This window comes from Amycolatopsis sp. ATCC 39116, assembly GCF_000231075.2.
GTDB lineage: Bacteria > Actinomycetota > Actinomycetes > Mycobacteriales > Pseudonocardiaceae > Amycolatopsis_E > Amycolatopsis_E tucumanensis.
In genome coordinates, this window is record NZ_AFWY03000003.1 from 220,070 (window position 1) to 233,351 (window position 13,282).

The 13,282-nt window shown below is 70.5% G+C and carries 10 protein-coding genes; 6 read left to right on the forward strand and 4 right to left on the reverse strand.

Annotated features, from left to right (window positions below; all coding sequences use genetic code 11):
• Positions 1-31: 31 nt before the first annotated feature.
• The 3 genes from AMY39116_RS0305920 to AMY39116_RS0305930 form a co-directional block, all read right to left on the reverse strand.
• Complete coding sequence (locus AMY39116_RS0305920; protein ID WP_027935669.1) at positions 32-2,176, reverse strand: hypothetical protein; 2,145 nt, start codon at positions 2,174-2,176, stop codon at positions 32-34.
• Between the two features lie 6 nt (positions 2,177-2,182).
• On the reverse strand, positions 2,183-3,181 hold the full coding sequence (locus AMY39116_RS0305925; protein WP_020416776.1) for a hypothetical protein: 999 nt from the start codon (positions 3,179-3,181) through the stop codon (positions 2,183-2,185).
• A gap of 125 nt (positions 3,182-3,306) precedes the next feature.
• Positions 3,307-7,266 carry a type VII secretion protein EccC gene (locus AMY39116_RS0305930; RefSeq protein WP_027935670.1) on the reverse strand — a complete coding sequence of 1,320 codons (3,960 nt, stop codon included), beginning with the start codon at positions 7,264-7,266 and terminating at the stop codon, positions 3,307-3,309.
• Positions 7,267-7,386: 120 nt separating this feature from the next.
• Between AMY39116_RS0305930 and eccD the strand changes: the two genes are divergently transcribed.
• From eccD to AMY39116_RS0305950, 4 genes are all read left to right on the forward strand, one after another.
• Positions 7,387-8,787 (forward strand): type VII secretion integral membrane protein EccD, encoded by a 1,401-nt coding sequence (eccD, locus tag AMY39116_RS0305935; RefSeq protein ID WP_020416778.1) that lies wholly within the window; start codon positions 7,387-7,389, stop codon positions 8,785-8,787.
• A 9-nt stretch (positions 8,788-8,796) separates the two neighbouring features.
• On the forward strand, positions 8,797-10,197 hold the full coding sequence (gene eccB / locus AMY39116_RS0305940) for a type VII secretion protein EccB (protein ID WP_020416779.1): 1,401 nt from the start codon (positions 8,797-8,799) through the stop codon (positions 10,195-10,197).
• Between the two features lie 149 nt (positions 10,198-10,346).
• Positions 10,347-10,697: a hypothetical protein gene (locus AMY39116_RS0305945; protein ID WP_020416780.1), complete on the forward strand. Its 351-nt coding sequence runs from the start codon at positions 10,347-10,349 to the stop codon at positions 10,695-10,697.
• A 29-nt stretch (positions 10,698-10,726) separates the two neighbouring features.
• Positions 10,727-11,014: a WXG100 family type VII secretion target gene (locus AMY39116_RS0305950; RefSeq protein ID WP_020416781.1), complete on the forward strand. Its 288-nt coding sequence runs from the start codon at positions 10,727-10,729 to the stop codon at positions 11,012-11,014.
• A gap of 101 nt (positions 11,015-11,115) precedes the next feature.
• Here AMY39116_RS0305950 and AMY39116_RS0305955 read toward each other — a convergent pair whose 3' ends face one another.
• Positions 11,116-12,393, reverse strand: coding sequence for a S8 family serine peptidase (locus AMY39116_RS0305955; RefSeq protein WP_235716066.1), 1,278 nt, complete (start codon positions 12,391-12,393; stop codon positions 11,116-11,118).
• Positions 12,394-12,473: 80 nt separating this feature from the next.
• Here AMY39116_RS0305955 and AMY39116_RS0305960 point away from each other — a divergent pair, with 80 nt between their 5' ends.
• A complete protein-coding gene (locus AMY39116_RS0305960; RefSeq protein WP_027935672.1) occupies positions 12,474-12,893 on the forward strand; it encodes a YbaB/EbfC family nucleoid-associated protein in 420 nt (139 codons plus the stop codon).
• Complete coding sequence (locus AMY39116_RS0305965; protein WP_020416784.1) at positions 12,890-13,228, forward strand: hypothetical protein; 339 nt, start codon at positions 12,890-12,892, stop codon at positions 13,226-13,228. The genes AMY39116_RS0305960 and AMY39116_RS0305965 overlap by 4 nt, the downstream gene beginning before the upstream one ends.
• Positions 13,229-13,282: the final 54 nt, after the last annotated feature.

A 13,282-nucleotide genomic window follows, 5' to 3' on the forward strand; every position in this document is an offset into this window, starting at 1 on the left:
CTTCTGTGGATCCGACGCACCGGAAAGCGGATCAGTTCCTTCCGTCCAGAGCGGACGGTTCGGCCGGCCGGTACCGCTTGTCCGGCTCCCCGCCCGCGACGACCGGCCCACCAGGGGTTTCCACCTCGAAGACCGACTCGTCGGTGACGGGCGCCTTCTCGTCCTTGCGGGCGACCCGCTTGGCCTGATCGGCGTGCACGACCGGCTTGGCGTGCCGGTCCGGAACCGCGACCACGGGCGCCGGGCCCTGCAGGCCGAGCGGGATCTCCCCGAAGGAGGTGACGACCCGCTCCTCGGCGGACAGCCGCCCGTCGAACACCGGGCTCGTGCCTGCCGGGAGGTTCGCCGCGAACTCGGCTCCCGGCATTCCGGGCAGGACACGGCGCCTGGCGCGCTCACGCTGCTTCTCGGTGAACGTCTTCTCCGGCGGCTTGCGGTGCGGATTGGACAGCACTGGCGGGGCGCCGAGGCCGAGCCCACCAGGCGGGGTTGCCGGCGCCTCGGCACTGCTGCCACCACGCCGGGCTTGCTTGGCGTTGTTGTTCAGCACCGGGGGCGTGGTGGTCGGCGGCGGCGTGAAGGCAGGCGCCTGCTCGGTGTAGCCGCCATCGGCGAACGCCGATGCGGGTGCGGCCTTGTCCACCTCGCGTGTGTTCGGCATGGACGTGCCCGGCGGCAATGGTGGCGGCGGGGTGGCGGCGGCCGCCTCTTGGGCGATGGCCTTCGCCTCCATGTCCAGGTGGTCCGTGAACGACTGCGAGCCGTACGACGGGATCCCTGGCTGGTTCTCGCCAGGGGCCTTCTCCTGCGGGGTCTGCGGCGCCTGCCCGCCGGGCGGCGGCGTGATCGTCCCCGGCGGATAGAGGCTGCTCTGGTTGAACGACGGCGGAAGACCGCCAGGTGGCGCGCCCAGAGCCTTGTTCAGCGACGTGTCGCCCAGCGTCGGCGGTGTCGTGGCCGGCGTCCGTGAGCCGTCGAACAGCCCAGGCGCCAACGTGTTCGCCGAGAACGCGTTCGGCGCGACCTTGCCCCCGCCGCCGTTGAACGCGAACGGCGTCACCATGGGCGGCACCCCGCCAAAGGCGGCCGGCGGCACGCTTGTCGCGTCCGGCGGAGTGGCGCCGGGTGGCGTGGCCGGTGGTGCGCCGGGCGGAGTCCCGGGCGGGGTGACTTCGGGCGCGCCCGGCGGCGTGGCCCCCGGCGGCGTGGCGGTGGTCGTGGGCGGGTTGACCGCGGGATCACCGGGTGGGGTGCCGGGCGGCTGGGTGGTCAGGGCGTTGGGGGTGTTCGGGTTGGGCGCGCCCGGTGGCGTCGCGCCGGGCGGCGTGGCGCCGGGCGCGCCCGGTGGCGTCCCGCCGGGAGCACCCGGCGGAGCCACCGGCGGCATCTTCGGGATGTCCTGGCCCAGCGCGGTGGGGTGGGCGATCGCGTCGAGCGGCGGGCTGAGCGCCTTCGCCCGCCCGGCCTGCAGCTTCGCGAGGTATGGCGCGTACTCCCCGATGTACCGGTTCGCGAGGGCACGCGCCTCCTTGTCGTACTTCTCCTTCTCCTCGTCGACCTTGCGCTGGGGCATGGCCTTCGCCACGCCGACCGGGGTGCCGACCGGCGGCAGGTCGGCCAAGTACTGCAGCCCGCCCACGACGTAGGAGTACTCGAGGTACAGCTTCCTCATCTCGGCCTGGGCCTCGTACATGACGTTCGACAGGCCGTACAACGCGACCGAGTTCTTGATCGCCGCGTCCTGCCACACCCGCAAGTACGCCAGCGTCTCGCCGACCTTGCTCAGGAACACGTCCTTCGCGCCTGGCGACTCCCAGTTCTCCGCGAGGGCCTGGGTCTGCTCGCGCAGGGTGTCGGCGGTGTTCTGCAGCAGCTGTGCGATGTTGGTCCACTGCTGGGAGCGCTCGGCGGTGGTGCCGGGCTGCTCACCCATGATCCACTTGTTGATGACCTCGATGTCGGCCCCGTCGACCTGAGCGCTCGCATCCCCGCCGCCGTCGTCGCCCTGGGCGCCGGTCTGGCCGTTCTGGCTGTTCTCGATGTCGGAGTAGTAGAAGTTGCTGCCGAGGAGCGGGCCCTGCGGTGGCTGGTAGCCGGGGGCGTACGGGACGGGCATGTAGCCCGGCTCGAGCGAGTTCGTGTTGAACCCGAAGTACGGGTCGTTTTCGTCCGCCATCCCGCGTCACATCCCCCCGGTGGCCCGCCGCGTGGCCTCCATCCGCTTCTGTGCCAGCTCCGTCCAGTCCTGGCCGGTGACCGGATCGCCCTGCACCCCGATGTGCCGCGTCTCCGACTTGTTCCCCTTGTCGTCGACCGAGTAGTAGTCCCGCGTGTGCGTCCCGTCCTGGAACGTCGTGGTGACCGCGTGGTCGTACGTGGTGCTCACGACGTCGCCGTCCGCGTCGTACTCGGTGTTCGTCGTGACCTCGTCGGTCATCCCCCGCGCCCGTTGCACCGTCTGCGTGCTGGTCACGGTCTTGCCGACCGGCTTGCCGTCCCGGTAGTTGACGGTGGTCGTCTGCCCGCTCGGCGTGGTCGTCGAGGTGTAGACGGTGTTGTTGTCCTTGTCTGTCACGGTCTCGGTGATGCCGTCGGCCGTCCTCGTGATGCTGCGGGTGCCGCCGTCGCCGGTCCGGTAGAGCTCGACGTGCACGCCGGGCATGTTGTACGAGCCGATCAGCTCGTCCTCGCCCGGTTCGGCGGTCTTCTTGTCCTGCTCGGCGGCGAGGCTCTGGAGGGTGTTCTTCGGATCCAGGTAGGCCGGAGCGTTGTCCGGCCTCTTGGCGCCCGGCATGCCCAGCGCCCACTGGATCGCGTTGAGCATCTCGGCGTTGTCGCCGTCCATGCCCTCGAACACGTCGCCCATGATGCAGGCGACCGAGGAGATCGCCATGCAGTTCTGGCCGATGTTCGGCAGGAACTGCGCCACCTCACCGGCGTTGCGCGCGGCCAGCTGCGCCATCTGGGTGCCAGGGGGGAAGCCACCGGTGCTCATCGACGTGTCCTTGCCGACGCCCTGCAGCGAGGTCGAGGCGGGCAGCATGTCGCTCTGGAGGTTGCTCTGCAGCGTCGCGATGTTCTTGCCGTACCCGCGGAACGAGTTCGGCTCCATCTTCAGCGGCTTGCCCTCGGTGACCCACTTCGCGAGAGGGGTGCCCTCGCCCTCGTCGGGAATAGCCATCGTGTCCCTCCCTGACCTCGTGCTGCCTGACGAGCCTGGCAGCGGGTGCCGACCGGGGGTAGGGGTCGGACGGCACCCGCCTCTCTCAGGTAACCATCCGATGTCAACCCCGGTGGAAAACTGTCCTATTCATCCGCGGGCAGGTGCGCGAGCTGGACCAGCCGGGCGCCCGCGCCGCGGGTGATGAACCAGCCGCGGCCCGGTGGCAGCTTCTGCGGCTTGATGTTGCCCAGCAGCGGCCCCTCCTCGCGGCTGCCCGACATCAGGATCCCCGGCGAGGCCAGGTCCCGGATCCGGGCGATCACCGGGTCGTACATCGCCCGCGCGGCGCCACCGATGCGCCGGGTGACGATCAGGTGGAGCCCGATGTCCCGGCCCTGCGTCATGAACTCCAGCAGCTGGGTCAGCGGGTTGTCGTGCGGGTTCGGTGCGACCAGGTCGTAGTCGTCGACCAGGATGAACAGCTCCGGGCCGCTCCACCAGCTGCGGGAGCGGAGCTGCTCCGGCGTGATGTCACCCCCCGGAAGTCGTTTCTGCATCGCGTCGATGGTCAGACGCGTCATTTCCTGAACGGTTCCGCTCGTCGTCGCGTAACCGATCAAGTACTCGTCCGGAACCAGGCCGAGCATGCTGCGCCGGAAGTCGATCAGCGCGATCTGGGCCTCGTCGGGGGTGTAGCGAGCCATGATGCTCTTGGCCAGCGCCCGCAGGAACGTGCTCTTGCCGGACTCGACGTCGCCGAAGAGGACCAGGTGGGGTTCGGTGACGAAGTCCAGGTGGACCGGCTGCAGGTCGGTCTCGGAGATCCCGATCGGGATTCCCCTCTTCTCGTCCGGCGCGGGCAGCTCGGCGTACGGCAGCACGTCCGGGAGCAGGCGCACCCTGGGGGCGGGCTTGCCGGTCCAGACGCCGCTGATGGTCTCCACCAAGTGCTGGACGCCGTCGGCGAGCCCGTCGGCGGTCTCCTGCCCGTCGATGCGGGGCACCCCGGACAGGAAGTGCATGGCGTCCGGCGACAGGCCGCGTCCCGGGGACTGCTCCGGCACACCGGCGGCCTGGCGGCGGCCGATGACCGAGTCGACCGGGTCGCCGAGGCGCAGCTCGATACGGCTGCCGAACATGTCGCGCACGTTCATCCGCAGGTCCAGCCAGCGGTTGGAGCTGGCGATGACGTGGATGCCGAACGCCAGGCCACGGTTGAGCAGCTCGGTCACGCCCGGTTCCAGGTCCTCGAACTCCGCGCGCACCGTGGCCCAGCCGTCGATGACCAGGAACAGGTCGCCGAACCGGTCCTCGGGGAACCGGCCTTCGCGCAGCAGCTTGCGATAGGTCGCCATGCCGTCGATGCCGTGCTCGGCGAACCGCTGCTCGCGCTCGGCGAGCAGCGTCCTGGCCTCGGCGATGCTGCGCCGGACCCGGTCGACGTCGCGCCGCGTCGCCACCCCGCCGACGTGGGCGAGGTCGCGCATGGCGGTCAATCCACCGCCGCCGAAGTCGAGGCAGAAGAACTGCACCTCCGCGGGGGTGTGGGTGAGCGCGAGGCTGCCGATGATCGTGCGGATCACCGTGCTCTTGCCGCTCTGCGGGCCGCCGACGACGGCGATGTTGCCGCCCGCGCCGGACAGGTCGAGCCAGCACACGTCGCGGCGCTGATCCGCGGGCCGGTCGATGATGCCCGCCGCCGCGTGCAGCGCGCCGCGGTACTGCTCCTGGCCGGTCGTGATCCCGCGCTGCGGGTCGTGCACCAGTGGTTCCAGCAGCTTGTCCAGCGACGGGGGCTCCGCCAGCGGCGGCAGCCACACCTGGTGCGCCGGCACGCCCTGGCCTTCGAGCCGCTCCACCAGCACGTCCATCAGCGTCTCGCCCAGGTCGTCGGACTCGGCGGGCTGCGGCTGCTCCACCGGCTTCTCCGCCAGCCGCGGGCGCAGGTAGGCCGTCGAGTAGTCCTGCACCGGGTCGATCTGGCGGCCCTCGTCGTCGGTGCGCTGGATCGTGCCGCGCCGGTGCACCCCCGACACGTACGCGGCCTTGAACCGGGTCAGCTCGTCGACCCCGGTCTTGAGGAAGCCGTTGCCGGGGGAGCGGGGCAGCTGGAACGCGTCCGGCGTGCCGAGCACGACCCGGCTCTCCATCGCCGAGAACGTCCGCAACGCGATGCGATAGGACAGGTGCGAGTCCAGCCCGCGCAGCCTGCCCTCCTCCAGCCGCTGCGAGGCGAGCAGCAGGTGAACACCGAGCGAACGGCCGACGCGTCCAATCTGGACGAACATGTCGATGAAGTCCGGCCGCGCGGTGAGCAGCTCGGAGAACTCGTCGACGACGATCAGCAGCGCGGGCAGCGGGTCGAGCGGGGCGCCCGCGATGCGCGCCTTTTCGTAGTCGCGTTGCGAACCGTAGTTGCCCGCCTTGCGCAGCAGTTCCTGCCTGCGCACCAGCTCGCCGCCGATCGCGTCGAGCATGCGGTCCACCAGGTGCAGCTCGTCGGCCAGGTTGGTGATCACCGCGCTGGTGTGCGGCAGCCGGTCGAGCTTGGTGAACGTGGCGCCACCCTTGAAGTCCACCAGCACGAAGTTGAGGATCTCCGAGTCGTGGGTGACGGCCAGCGCCAGCACCAGCGTGCGCAGCAGCTCGGACTTGCCCGAGCCGGTGGCGCCGACGAGCAGGCCGTGCGGGCCCATGCCGTCCTGCGCGGATTCCTTGAGGTCCAGCTCCATCGGGCGGCCGTCGGCGGTGATGCCGATCGGCACGCGGAGCCGGTCCCGGTTGGACCGCGTCTCCCAGCTCTTCGCCAGGTCGAACTCGTACGGGTCGCCCAGGCCGAGCAGGTCGGTCAGCTCCAGCGACCCGGACAGCGGCTGCTCGCTCGCGGTCAGCGCGGACAGCCGCAGCGGCGCGAGCGTGCGCACCAGGCCGCGCATCTCCTCGACGCCCAGCCCGTCGGCGGTGCCGATGTTGCCGGCGCCGTCCATGGTGCGGCTGGTCAGGTTGCCGTCGGGCGAGATGTCCAGGACCAGGGTGGCGGCGTCCAGCAGGCGCGGCGGCTCGCCGGAGAGGTCGATGACGGTGACGCCCTCGACGCCGCCCTCGATCATCAGGTGCTCGGACCCGCCGGTGTCGCCGCCGTCGACGAACACGACCACGTGCGTGGAGCCCTCGATCGGCTGTGTGCCCGGGTTGAAGCGCGGCCGGTTGGCCACCACGTCGTCGAGCATCGCCTCCAGCGCCGTCACGCTCGGCGCCACCAGCCGGATCTGGCCGACCGCGTCGGTCTTGGTCGGGTGCAGCGCGTGCGGCAGCCACTTGGCCCAGTCCCACAGCTCGCGCTCGCGCACGCAGAACGCGGTCAGCACGTCGCCCGGCGCGTGGAAGGTGCCCAGCTGCGCGACCAGCGCGCGGGCCATCGCGCGCTTGCGGTCGTCGTCGCCGGTCAGGTAGATCCGGGAGAACCCGCGCAGGGCGACCGCGACCGGCAGGTCGGGCACCGTCGAATAGGTGGTGACGAACTTCCGCAGCGCCATCGCGCACAGCGGTTCCAGCTCGTCGATCGGCTTGGTCTCCGGCGGCACGAGCGGGGTGGCGAGCTCCTGCGAGCCGAGGCCGATCCGGATGACGGTGAAGTCCCAGTCGCCGGGACGGCGTTCCCACACGCGCGCGCTCTGCGCCGTCGACCACAGCCGCGACGGGTCCGGGTGGCGGTAGAACATCGCCTTGCGCTGCTGGTCGATCGTGTCCCGCACCTGCGCGCGCAGCTGCGACAGCCGCCGCATGTACCGGCGGCGGTTCGCGATCATCTCCTGTTTGCTCGGCCCCTGCCCGTTCTGGCTGATGATCTGGAACAGGATCATGCCGAGCACCGCGACGCCGTACAGACCGCCGGCGACGTACATCAGGGGACCGGACCGGCCGGCGCCGATCAGCAGCGCCATGCCGCCGGTGCCGGCGAGCATGGGCAGGATCATCAGCACCCGCGTCCAGCTCTTGCCCGCGGGCGGCGGATTTTCCGGCGGGGGATCGAGCACCACGTCGCCTGAGGGCAGGTCAGGCGCGGGCCGCCGCAGTGGCCGCTTGACTATGATCGTTCCCAAGACCGAAAACCTCCCGAGCGCCCGGGTGCGCCAGCATAGAGCTTTCCGCCAGCCTAGTGTCGCGCTTTAATTGATACTCTCCCAGCCGGTCTCGGGGTCCAATTTGGAGGTAGGGGCAGCATGACGTCGGCGATGGGCACGACCCTCGCGAAGGTGAGCATCACCACGCCCAAGCGCGGGATCGACGTCGCGCTCCCGGAGAACGTGCCGGTCGCGGAACTGCTCCCCTACATCCTGCGCCACGCGGGCGAGGACGCGCCGGACACCGGCGAGCAGCACGGCGGCTGGTCGCTGCGGCGGCCCACCGGCGAGCGCCTCGACGGGCAGCAGACGCTCGCCGCGCAGCAGGTGCGCGACGGCGAGATCCTGCACCTGGTCCCCGGCCCGGTCGACTGGCCCGAGATCGAGTACGACGACCTGGTCGAGGCCATCGCCAGCGGGGCCCGGCGCTACGGCCGCAGCTGGGGTCGCGCGGCCACTCGGCGGGCCGGGCTGGTGATCGCGGCCGTGCTGCTGTGCGCGGGCAGCCTCGCCGCCCTGTTGTTCGAACCACCGTGGCTGAGCGCCGGCCTGATCACGCTGGGGGCCGCGGTGGTCCTGACCGCGCTGGGCATCGTGGTGGCGCGCGCGGTGCCGGACGCCTACGCGGGGGCGGTGTTCGCCGGATCGGCGCTGCCGTACGCCTTCCTCGGCGGTTACCTGCCGACCGCGCCGGACCACCTGGGACTGTTCTCCTTCGGGTCCGCGCAGCTGCTGCTGGGGACCATTTCACTGCTGGTCTTCGGCATCGTCGGCTACCTCGGCGTGGGCGCGATGAGCCGCGTGTTCGTCGCCGCGATCAGCACCGGATTCCTCGGCGCGCTGGGCGCGTTGTTCGGCGGCTGGATGGACCCGGACGCGGCCGGCGCGCTGGTCCTGACCATCGCGATCGGCCTGCTGCCCGGGTACCCGTGGCTGGCGCTGCGGCTGGGCCGGGTCCCGCTGCCCGCGCTGCCGCAGCGCTCGGCCGACCTGCTCAACGACGAACCGCACCCGGCGACCCCGGCCGTGTTCGACGCCGCCGCCCGTGCCGACGAACTGCTCACCGGCTTCCTCACCGGCGCCGCGCTGATCAGCGCGTTGTCGTCGATCCCCCTCGCCGCGCACGGCGGCGGATCGCGGCTGATCATGCTGATCCTCGCGTGCGCGGCGCTGCTCCTGCGGGCCCGGCTGTTCCCGGTGCCGCGCCAGCGGATCCCGCTGCTGGTCGCCGGGCTGTGGGTGTTCGCGCTGCTGGCCGACTGGTGTTTTTCCACCGCCTCCGGCAACGGCGGGATCGGGCTGTTCCTGCTGGCGCTGGTGGTGCTCGCGCTGCTGGTCGCGGCCGCCGGGCTGGTCTATTCCCGCAAGAACCCGTCGCCGTGGTTCGGCCGGATCGCGGACATCGTGGACGTCATGGCTATCGTGGCCCTGATCCCGTTCGCGGGGTTCATCACCGGATTCTTCGCATACGTCCAGGGCCTGATGGCCTCGATCGGCTGAGGGATAGGCGTGCCCACTCGTCGCGACCAGCTGCAGGCCTACCAGTTCATGATGCAGCGGGTCACCTCCGCGCTCATCGTGCACGAGACCGATCCGGAGCTGACCCCGTTGCGGCGCGGAGTGGGCGCGGTGTTCGCCGGGGTGATGATCGCGGTGCTGGTCGCCGCGGGCTTCGGTGTTTACGGGGTGTTCACCGGAGTCGGTGGCACGTCCTGGAAAGCCGACGGCGCGGTGGTGATCGAACGCGAGACGGGCGCGACGTTCGTGTACCAGTCCGGTGAGCTGCAGCCGACCCTGAACTACGCCTCGGCACGGCTGCTGACCAGCGCGGACAAGGCCGGACCGCACCGCGTGTCCGGCAAGGACCTCGCCGGGCTGCCGCGCAGGCCCGCCGTGGGCATCCCCGGCGCGCCTGCCTCGCTGCCGCCCGCGAACCGCGCGACCGCGACGCCGTGGACGATGTGCTCGCTGCTGGGGCAGAACCTGGCCGGCGCCCCGCTGACCACGACGACGCTGATGGTCGGGCAATCGATGCCGGGCGGCGCCCCGCTCGGCCAGCGCGCGATCCTGGCCCGCGACTCCACCGACGGCACCGTCTACCTGGTGTGGAACAACCACCGCTACCGGATCACCGACGCCGCCGTGATCCGCTCGGTGTTCGGCGCGCAGGCCGCCGCGGTGGACGCGGGGACGGCGTGGCTGAACGGGCTGCCGGTGGGGCAGGACATCGGCCGCATCGACGTGCCCGGCCAGGGATCGCCGTCCACAGTGCTGAGTGGGTTCGCCGTCGGCGACGTCGTCTACTACCCGTTGTCCCGCGGCGTGCAGTACTACCTAGTCCGGCAGGAGGGGCTGGCCCCGCTGACCGAGCTGCAGGTGCGGATCATCTCCGGCCAGTACTCCATGCAGCCCAAGGAGATCCCCGCGGCGGCCGCCAACGCGGCCCCGACCAGCAACGCGCTGGCACCCGCGGAGGGTGAGGCGGCCCCGCCGTCGCTGCCGCCGGAGCTCGCCACCGTGCCGGACGAAGGCCGCGCCGCCCTGTGCTCGGAGACCCACGACGCGCGCACCGACCCGGTGATCTCGATCGGCGGTGACCCGAACGCGATGACGGCCGCCATCGACACCACTGTGGAGAGCGGCACCGGCACGAAGCTTGCCGACCGCGTCCTGGTCCCGCCGGGCAGCGTCGCCGTGGTGCGGGTGCTGCCGTCGGCCACGGCGACCACGGGCGCGTACACGCTGGTCACCGACACCGGCCTGCGGTACCCGGTGCCGTCGCAGGACGTGCTGGCCCAGCTCGGGTACTCAACGTCGTCGGCCGTCGACATGCCCGCCGCGCTCGTGCAGCGCATCCCGGAGGGCCCGACGCTGAACCCGTCCGCGGCGATGGTGTCGGCGGTCCCGTAGTCGGCCCGCACCGGGCGTCCGTGAATCTCTGGCAGAAAGTCTTGACCAGCGGTTTTGCTTCGTGCCAGGGTGGTACGGGGCGACGGGGGGATGTCAGCCGCGCCGCCTATTCTGCTGATAAATGTCCCGTGATATGGGGGTGATCAGGCGTGGTCCTGAAACTCGATGAGACACAGACCCAGCACCTGAGGACGCTGCTCAGCGATGCCAAGGACCAGGGTGAGCAGCTCTGCTCGAGCATCCACAGCGACTACGCCGGCGTGGTCGGCGCCAGCTGGCTGGGCGGCGCTTCGACCGCCGCTCTCGGCAAGCAGGACGAGATGCTGAACTTCTGGAAGAGCCAGCTGGCTCCCATCCTCGACAACCTGGTGAACGGCATCCTCAGCACCACCAACCTGCTGACCAACCAGGACCAGGACAGCCAGAACGTCATCAACGCCATCGCGCCGGGCTCCGGCGGCATGAACTTCGGCCGGCTCGGCGGAACCGCCTCCGCCTGACGGCGCAGCAGCTTCGGAAGGGGACAGACATGGTTCTGCGTTACGACGGCACGGTCGGTGACACCGGCACCACGAACATCACGAAATCCGGCGAGCTGATCCAGCTGTTCGAACAGTTCAAGCAGAAGGCCAAGAACATCCTGGCCGAAGACTGGAACGGTGCGGCCGCCACGGCGTTCGACGAGGCCCAGGAGATCTGGAACCAGCGCGTCAACAACTTCGGCAGCACCCACCAGGACATGGGTAACGCCGTCATCAGGGCAGCCGAGAACGCGTTCGACAAGGACATGCAGGCGAGGGGCTACTTCAACATCTGAGAGCTCGACCGCCGAAGCCGGTCCCGGAGCGCGAACACGCTCCGGGACCGGCTTGTCTCACGCTGGGAACACCGGGGAGGGAATCGTTGTGCAGCAGGGGATCAGGACCGCTTGGGGCGGTCGCTGAACAGTTCGACGGGCGGCTCCGGACGCTCGTCCTCGGGCCGGTCCTGCGGAACCGGGGCGAGTCCGGCGCGCCAGCGGCGGCGGCGGCCAAGCGGTCCGAACACGACGATCGCGGTCACCAGCAGCACGAGCGCGAAACCGGCGGCCGCCAGGATGAACGCCCAGTCGTCACTGCGGTTTTCGGCGGCCTGTCGCGCGGCGACCTCGGGGTCGACGGTGACCGGGGTGAGCGGTGGCAGCGTCACCGGGTTGCCGGCGGCGATGTCGTCGGACACGGCCTGGTACGGGTTCACGACACCGAAGCCGTAGTACGCGCTGCCCGTGCCTTCGGGAGCCGGGGACGCGGTGGCGTACAGCCGCTGCACGACGTCCGTGTTGGACAGTTGCGGCCGGTAGGAACGGACGAGCGCGACCGTGGCCGCCACGTACGCGGTGGCGAACTGTGTGCCAGAAGCGGTGCCAAGGCCGGCGTTCGGGAAGGTCGTCACCACGTTCGCGCCCGGCGCCACCAGATCCACGGCCGTGGGGCGCGAGTTCTGGGTCACGACGCCGTTTTCGGCGATCGCGCCCACACCGACGACGCCGTCGTAAGCCGCCGGGTAGGGGACCAGGCCGGGCGGTTCGTTGCTCGCGGTTTCGCCGACGGCAGCCACGACCACGATGCCGCGGGAGAGCGCCCGCTGCACGGCGCCGCGCAGGGCGGCGTTGTCGTCGTAGGTGATGGTCGGGACCGCGATCACCGTCGCGCCGCGGTCGACGGCCCAGTTGATCGCCGCGGTCAGCGTTTCCGGTGCGACGGTCTCGCGCGGGTTTCGGTTGGACGGGTACTGGTCGGCGACGACCTTCGCGGACAGGACCTGCGCTCCCGGCGCAATGCCGTGGAACCCCACCGCGCCGCTCGGCTGTGCGGCGATGATGCCGCTGACCCCGGTGCCGTTGCCCAGGCAGTCGGGCAGGCCGCTGGGCTGACCGGTGCCGGCCGGAGCGAAGTTCGCGCGCTCCGCGATGTGCCCGGCCAGGAGCGGGTTGTCGCTGATGCCGGTGCTGAGGACCGCCACACGTTGCCCGGCCCCCGTGCTCAGCGGCCACACCCGATCGGGTGCGAGCATTTTCTGGGACCACGGAACGGGAACCAGGAGCTCCCCCGAAACGACACAGTTCTGCTGGGCCTGCGCGGCCTGCGGGGTCACCGTGACGACGGCGAGCCCGGTGACCGCGGCGGCCAGTGCCGATCGAAGACGCTTGGCTTGCACGCGCCGAATGCTATCGGAGTGCCCGCCGCATGTGGCAATGTCGCCGCTGTGCCGGGGGGACGAACGGATGGGAGACGGGCTTGAACTTCTCTTCCGACCGGGTGGACCCGGTTTTCGAGGAAATGCTGGACGAACTGCGGCAGGCGACCGCGAACCTCCCGGCGGCGCAGGAGCGGATGCTCGGCATGACCGGGGTCGCCTGGTCGCCGGACCGCACGGTCAAGGTGGTCGTGGGGCTGCGCGGCCAGCTCGTCGACCTGGAGATCGACCCGCGGGTGTTCCGCAAGCCGGACGCCGCCGCGCTTCAGGCCGCGATCCTGGAGGCGTCCGCCGAGGCCGTGGCCCAGGTGCAGGCTCAGATCAAGGAAGTGATGGCCGAGAACTTCTCGCCCGTGTTCACCGAGCTGCAGAACCAGGTGCAGCCCGAACGCGCCGGCGCCATGGACTACCTCCAGCGCACCGACGCCGAAATCTACGCCGAGCGGAAGGCAGAGCAATGAGCGGTGGTTTCGTCTCCATCAACACCAGCGCCCACGAGATCGCGTCCATGGGCGGTCAGCTGAGCGGCATCGGCACCGAGTTCAGCGGACAGGCCGCGGCCGCGAAGGCCGAACACGCGAAACTGGCCACACTCGACACCTTCGGCAACGACCGCATGGGAGAGGGCTTCTTCGCCAAGTACGGCGAGAACGACAACCCCGAAAAGGTCCTCAAGGCGCAGGGCACTCTCGGTGATCAACTGGCCGAGATCGGCGGTATGGTCAAGAAGGCTGCGATGACGCAGTACGAGGGGGAGCTGGAGAACCTCAAGATGGTGAACGACGTTCAGACCTAGTTCTTCCGCGCCAGCAACGTTTTTTTTCGTGTCGTCGAGTCGGGGAGGTGATCG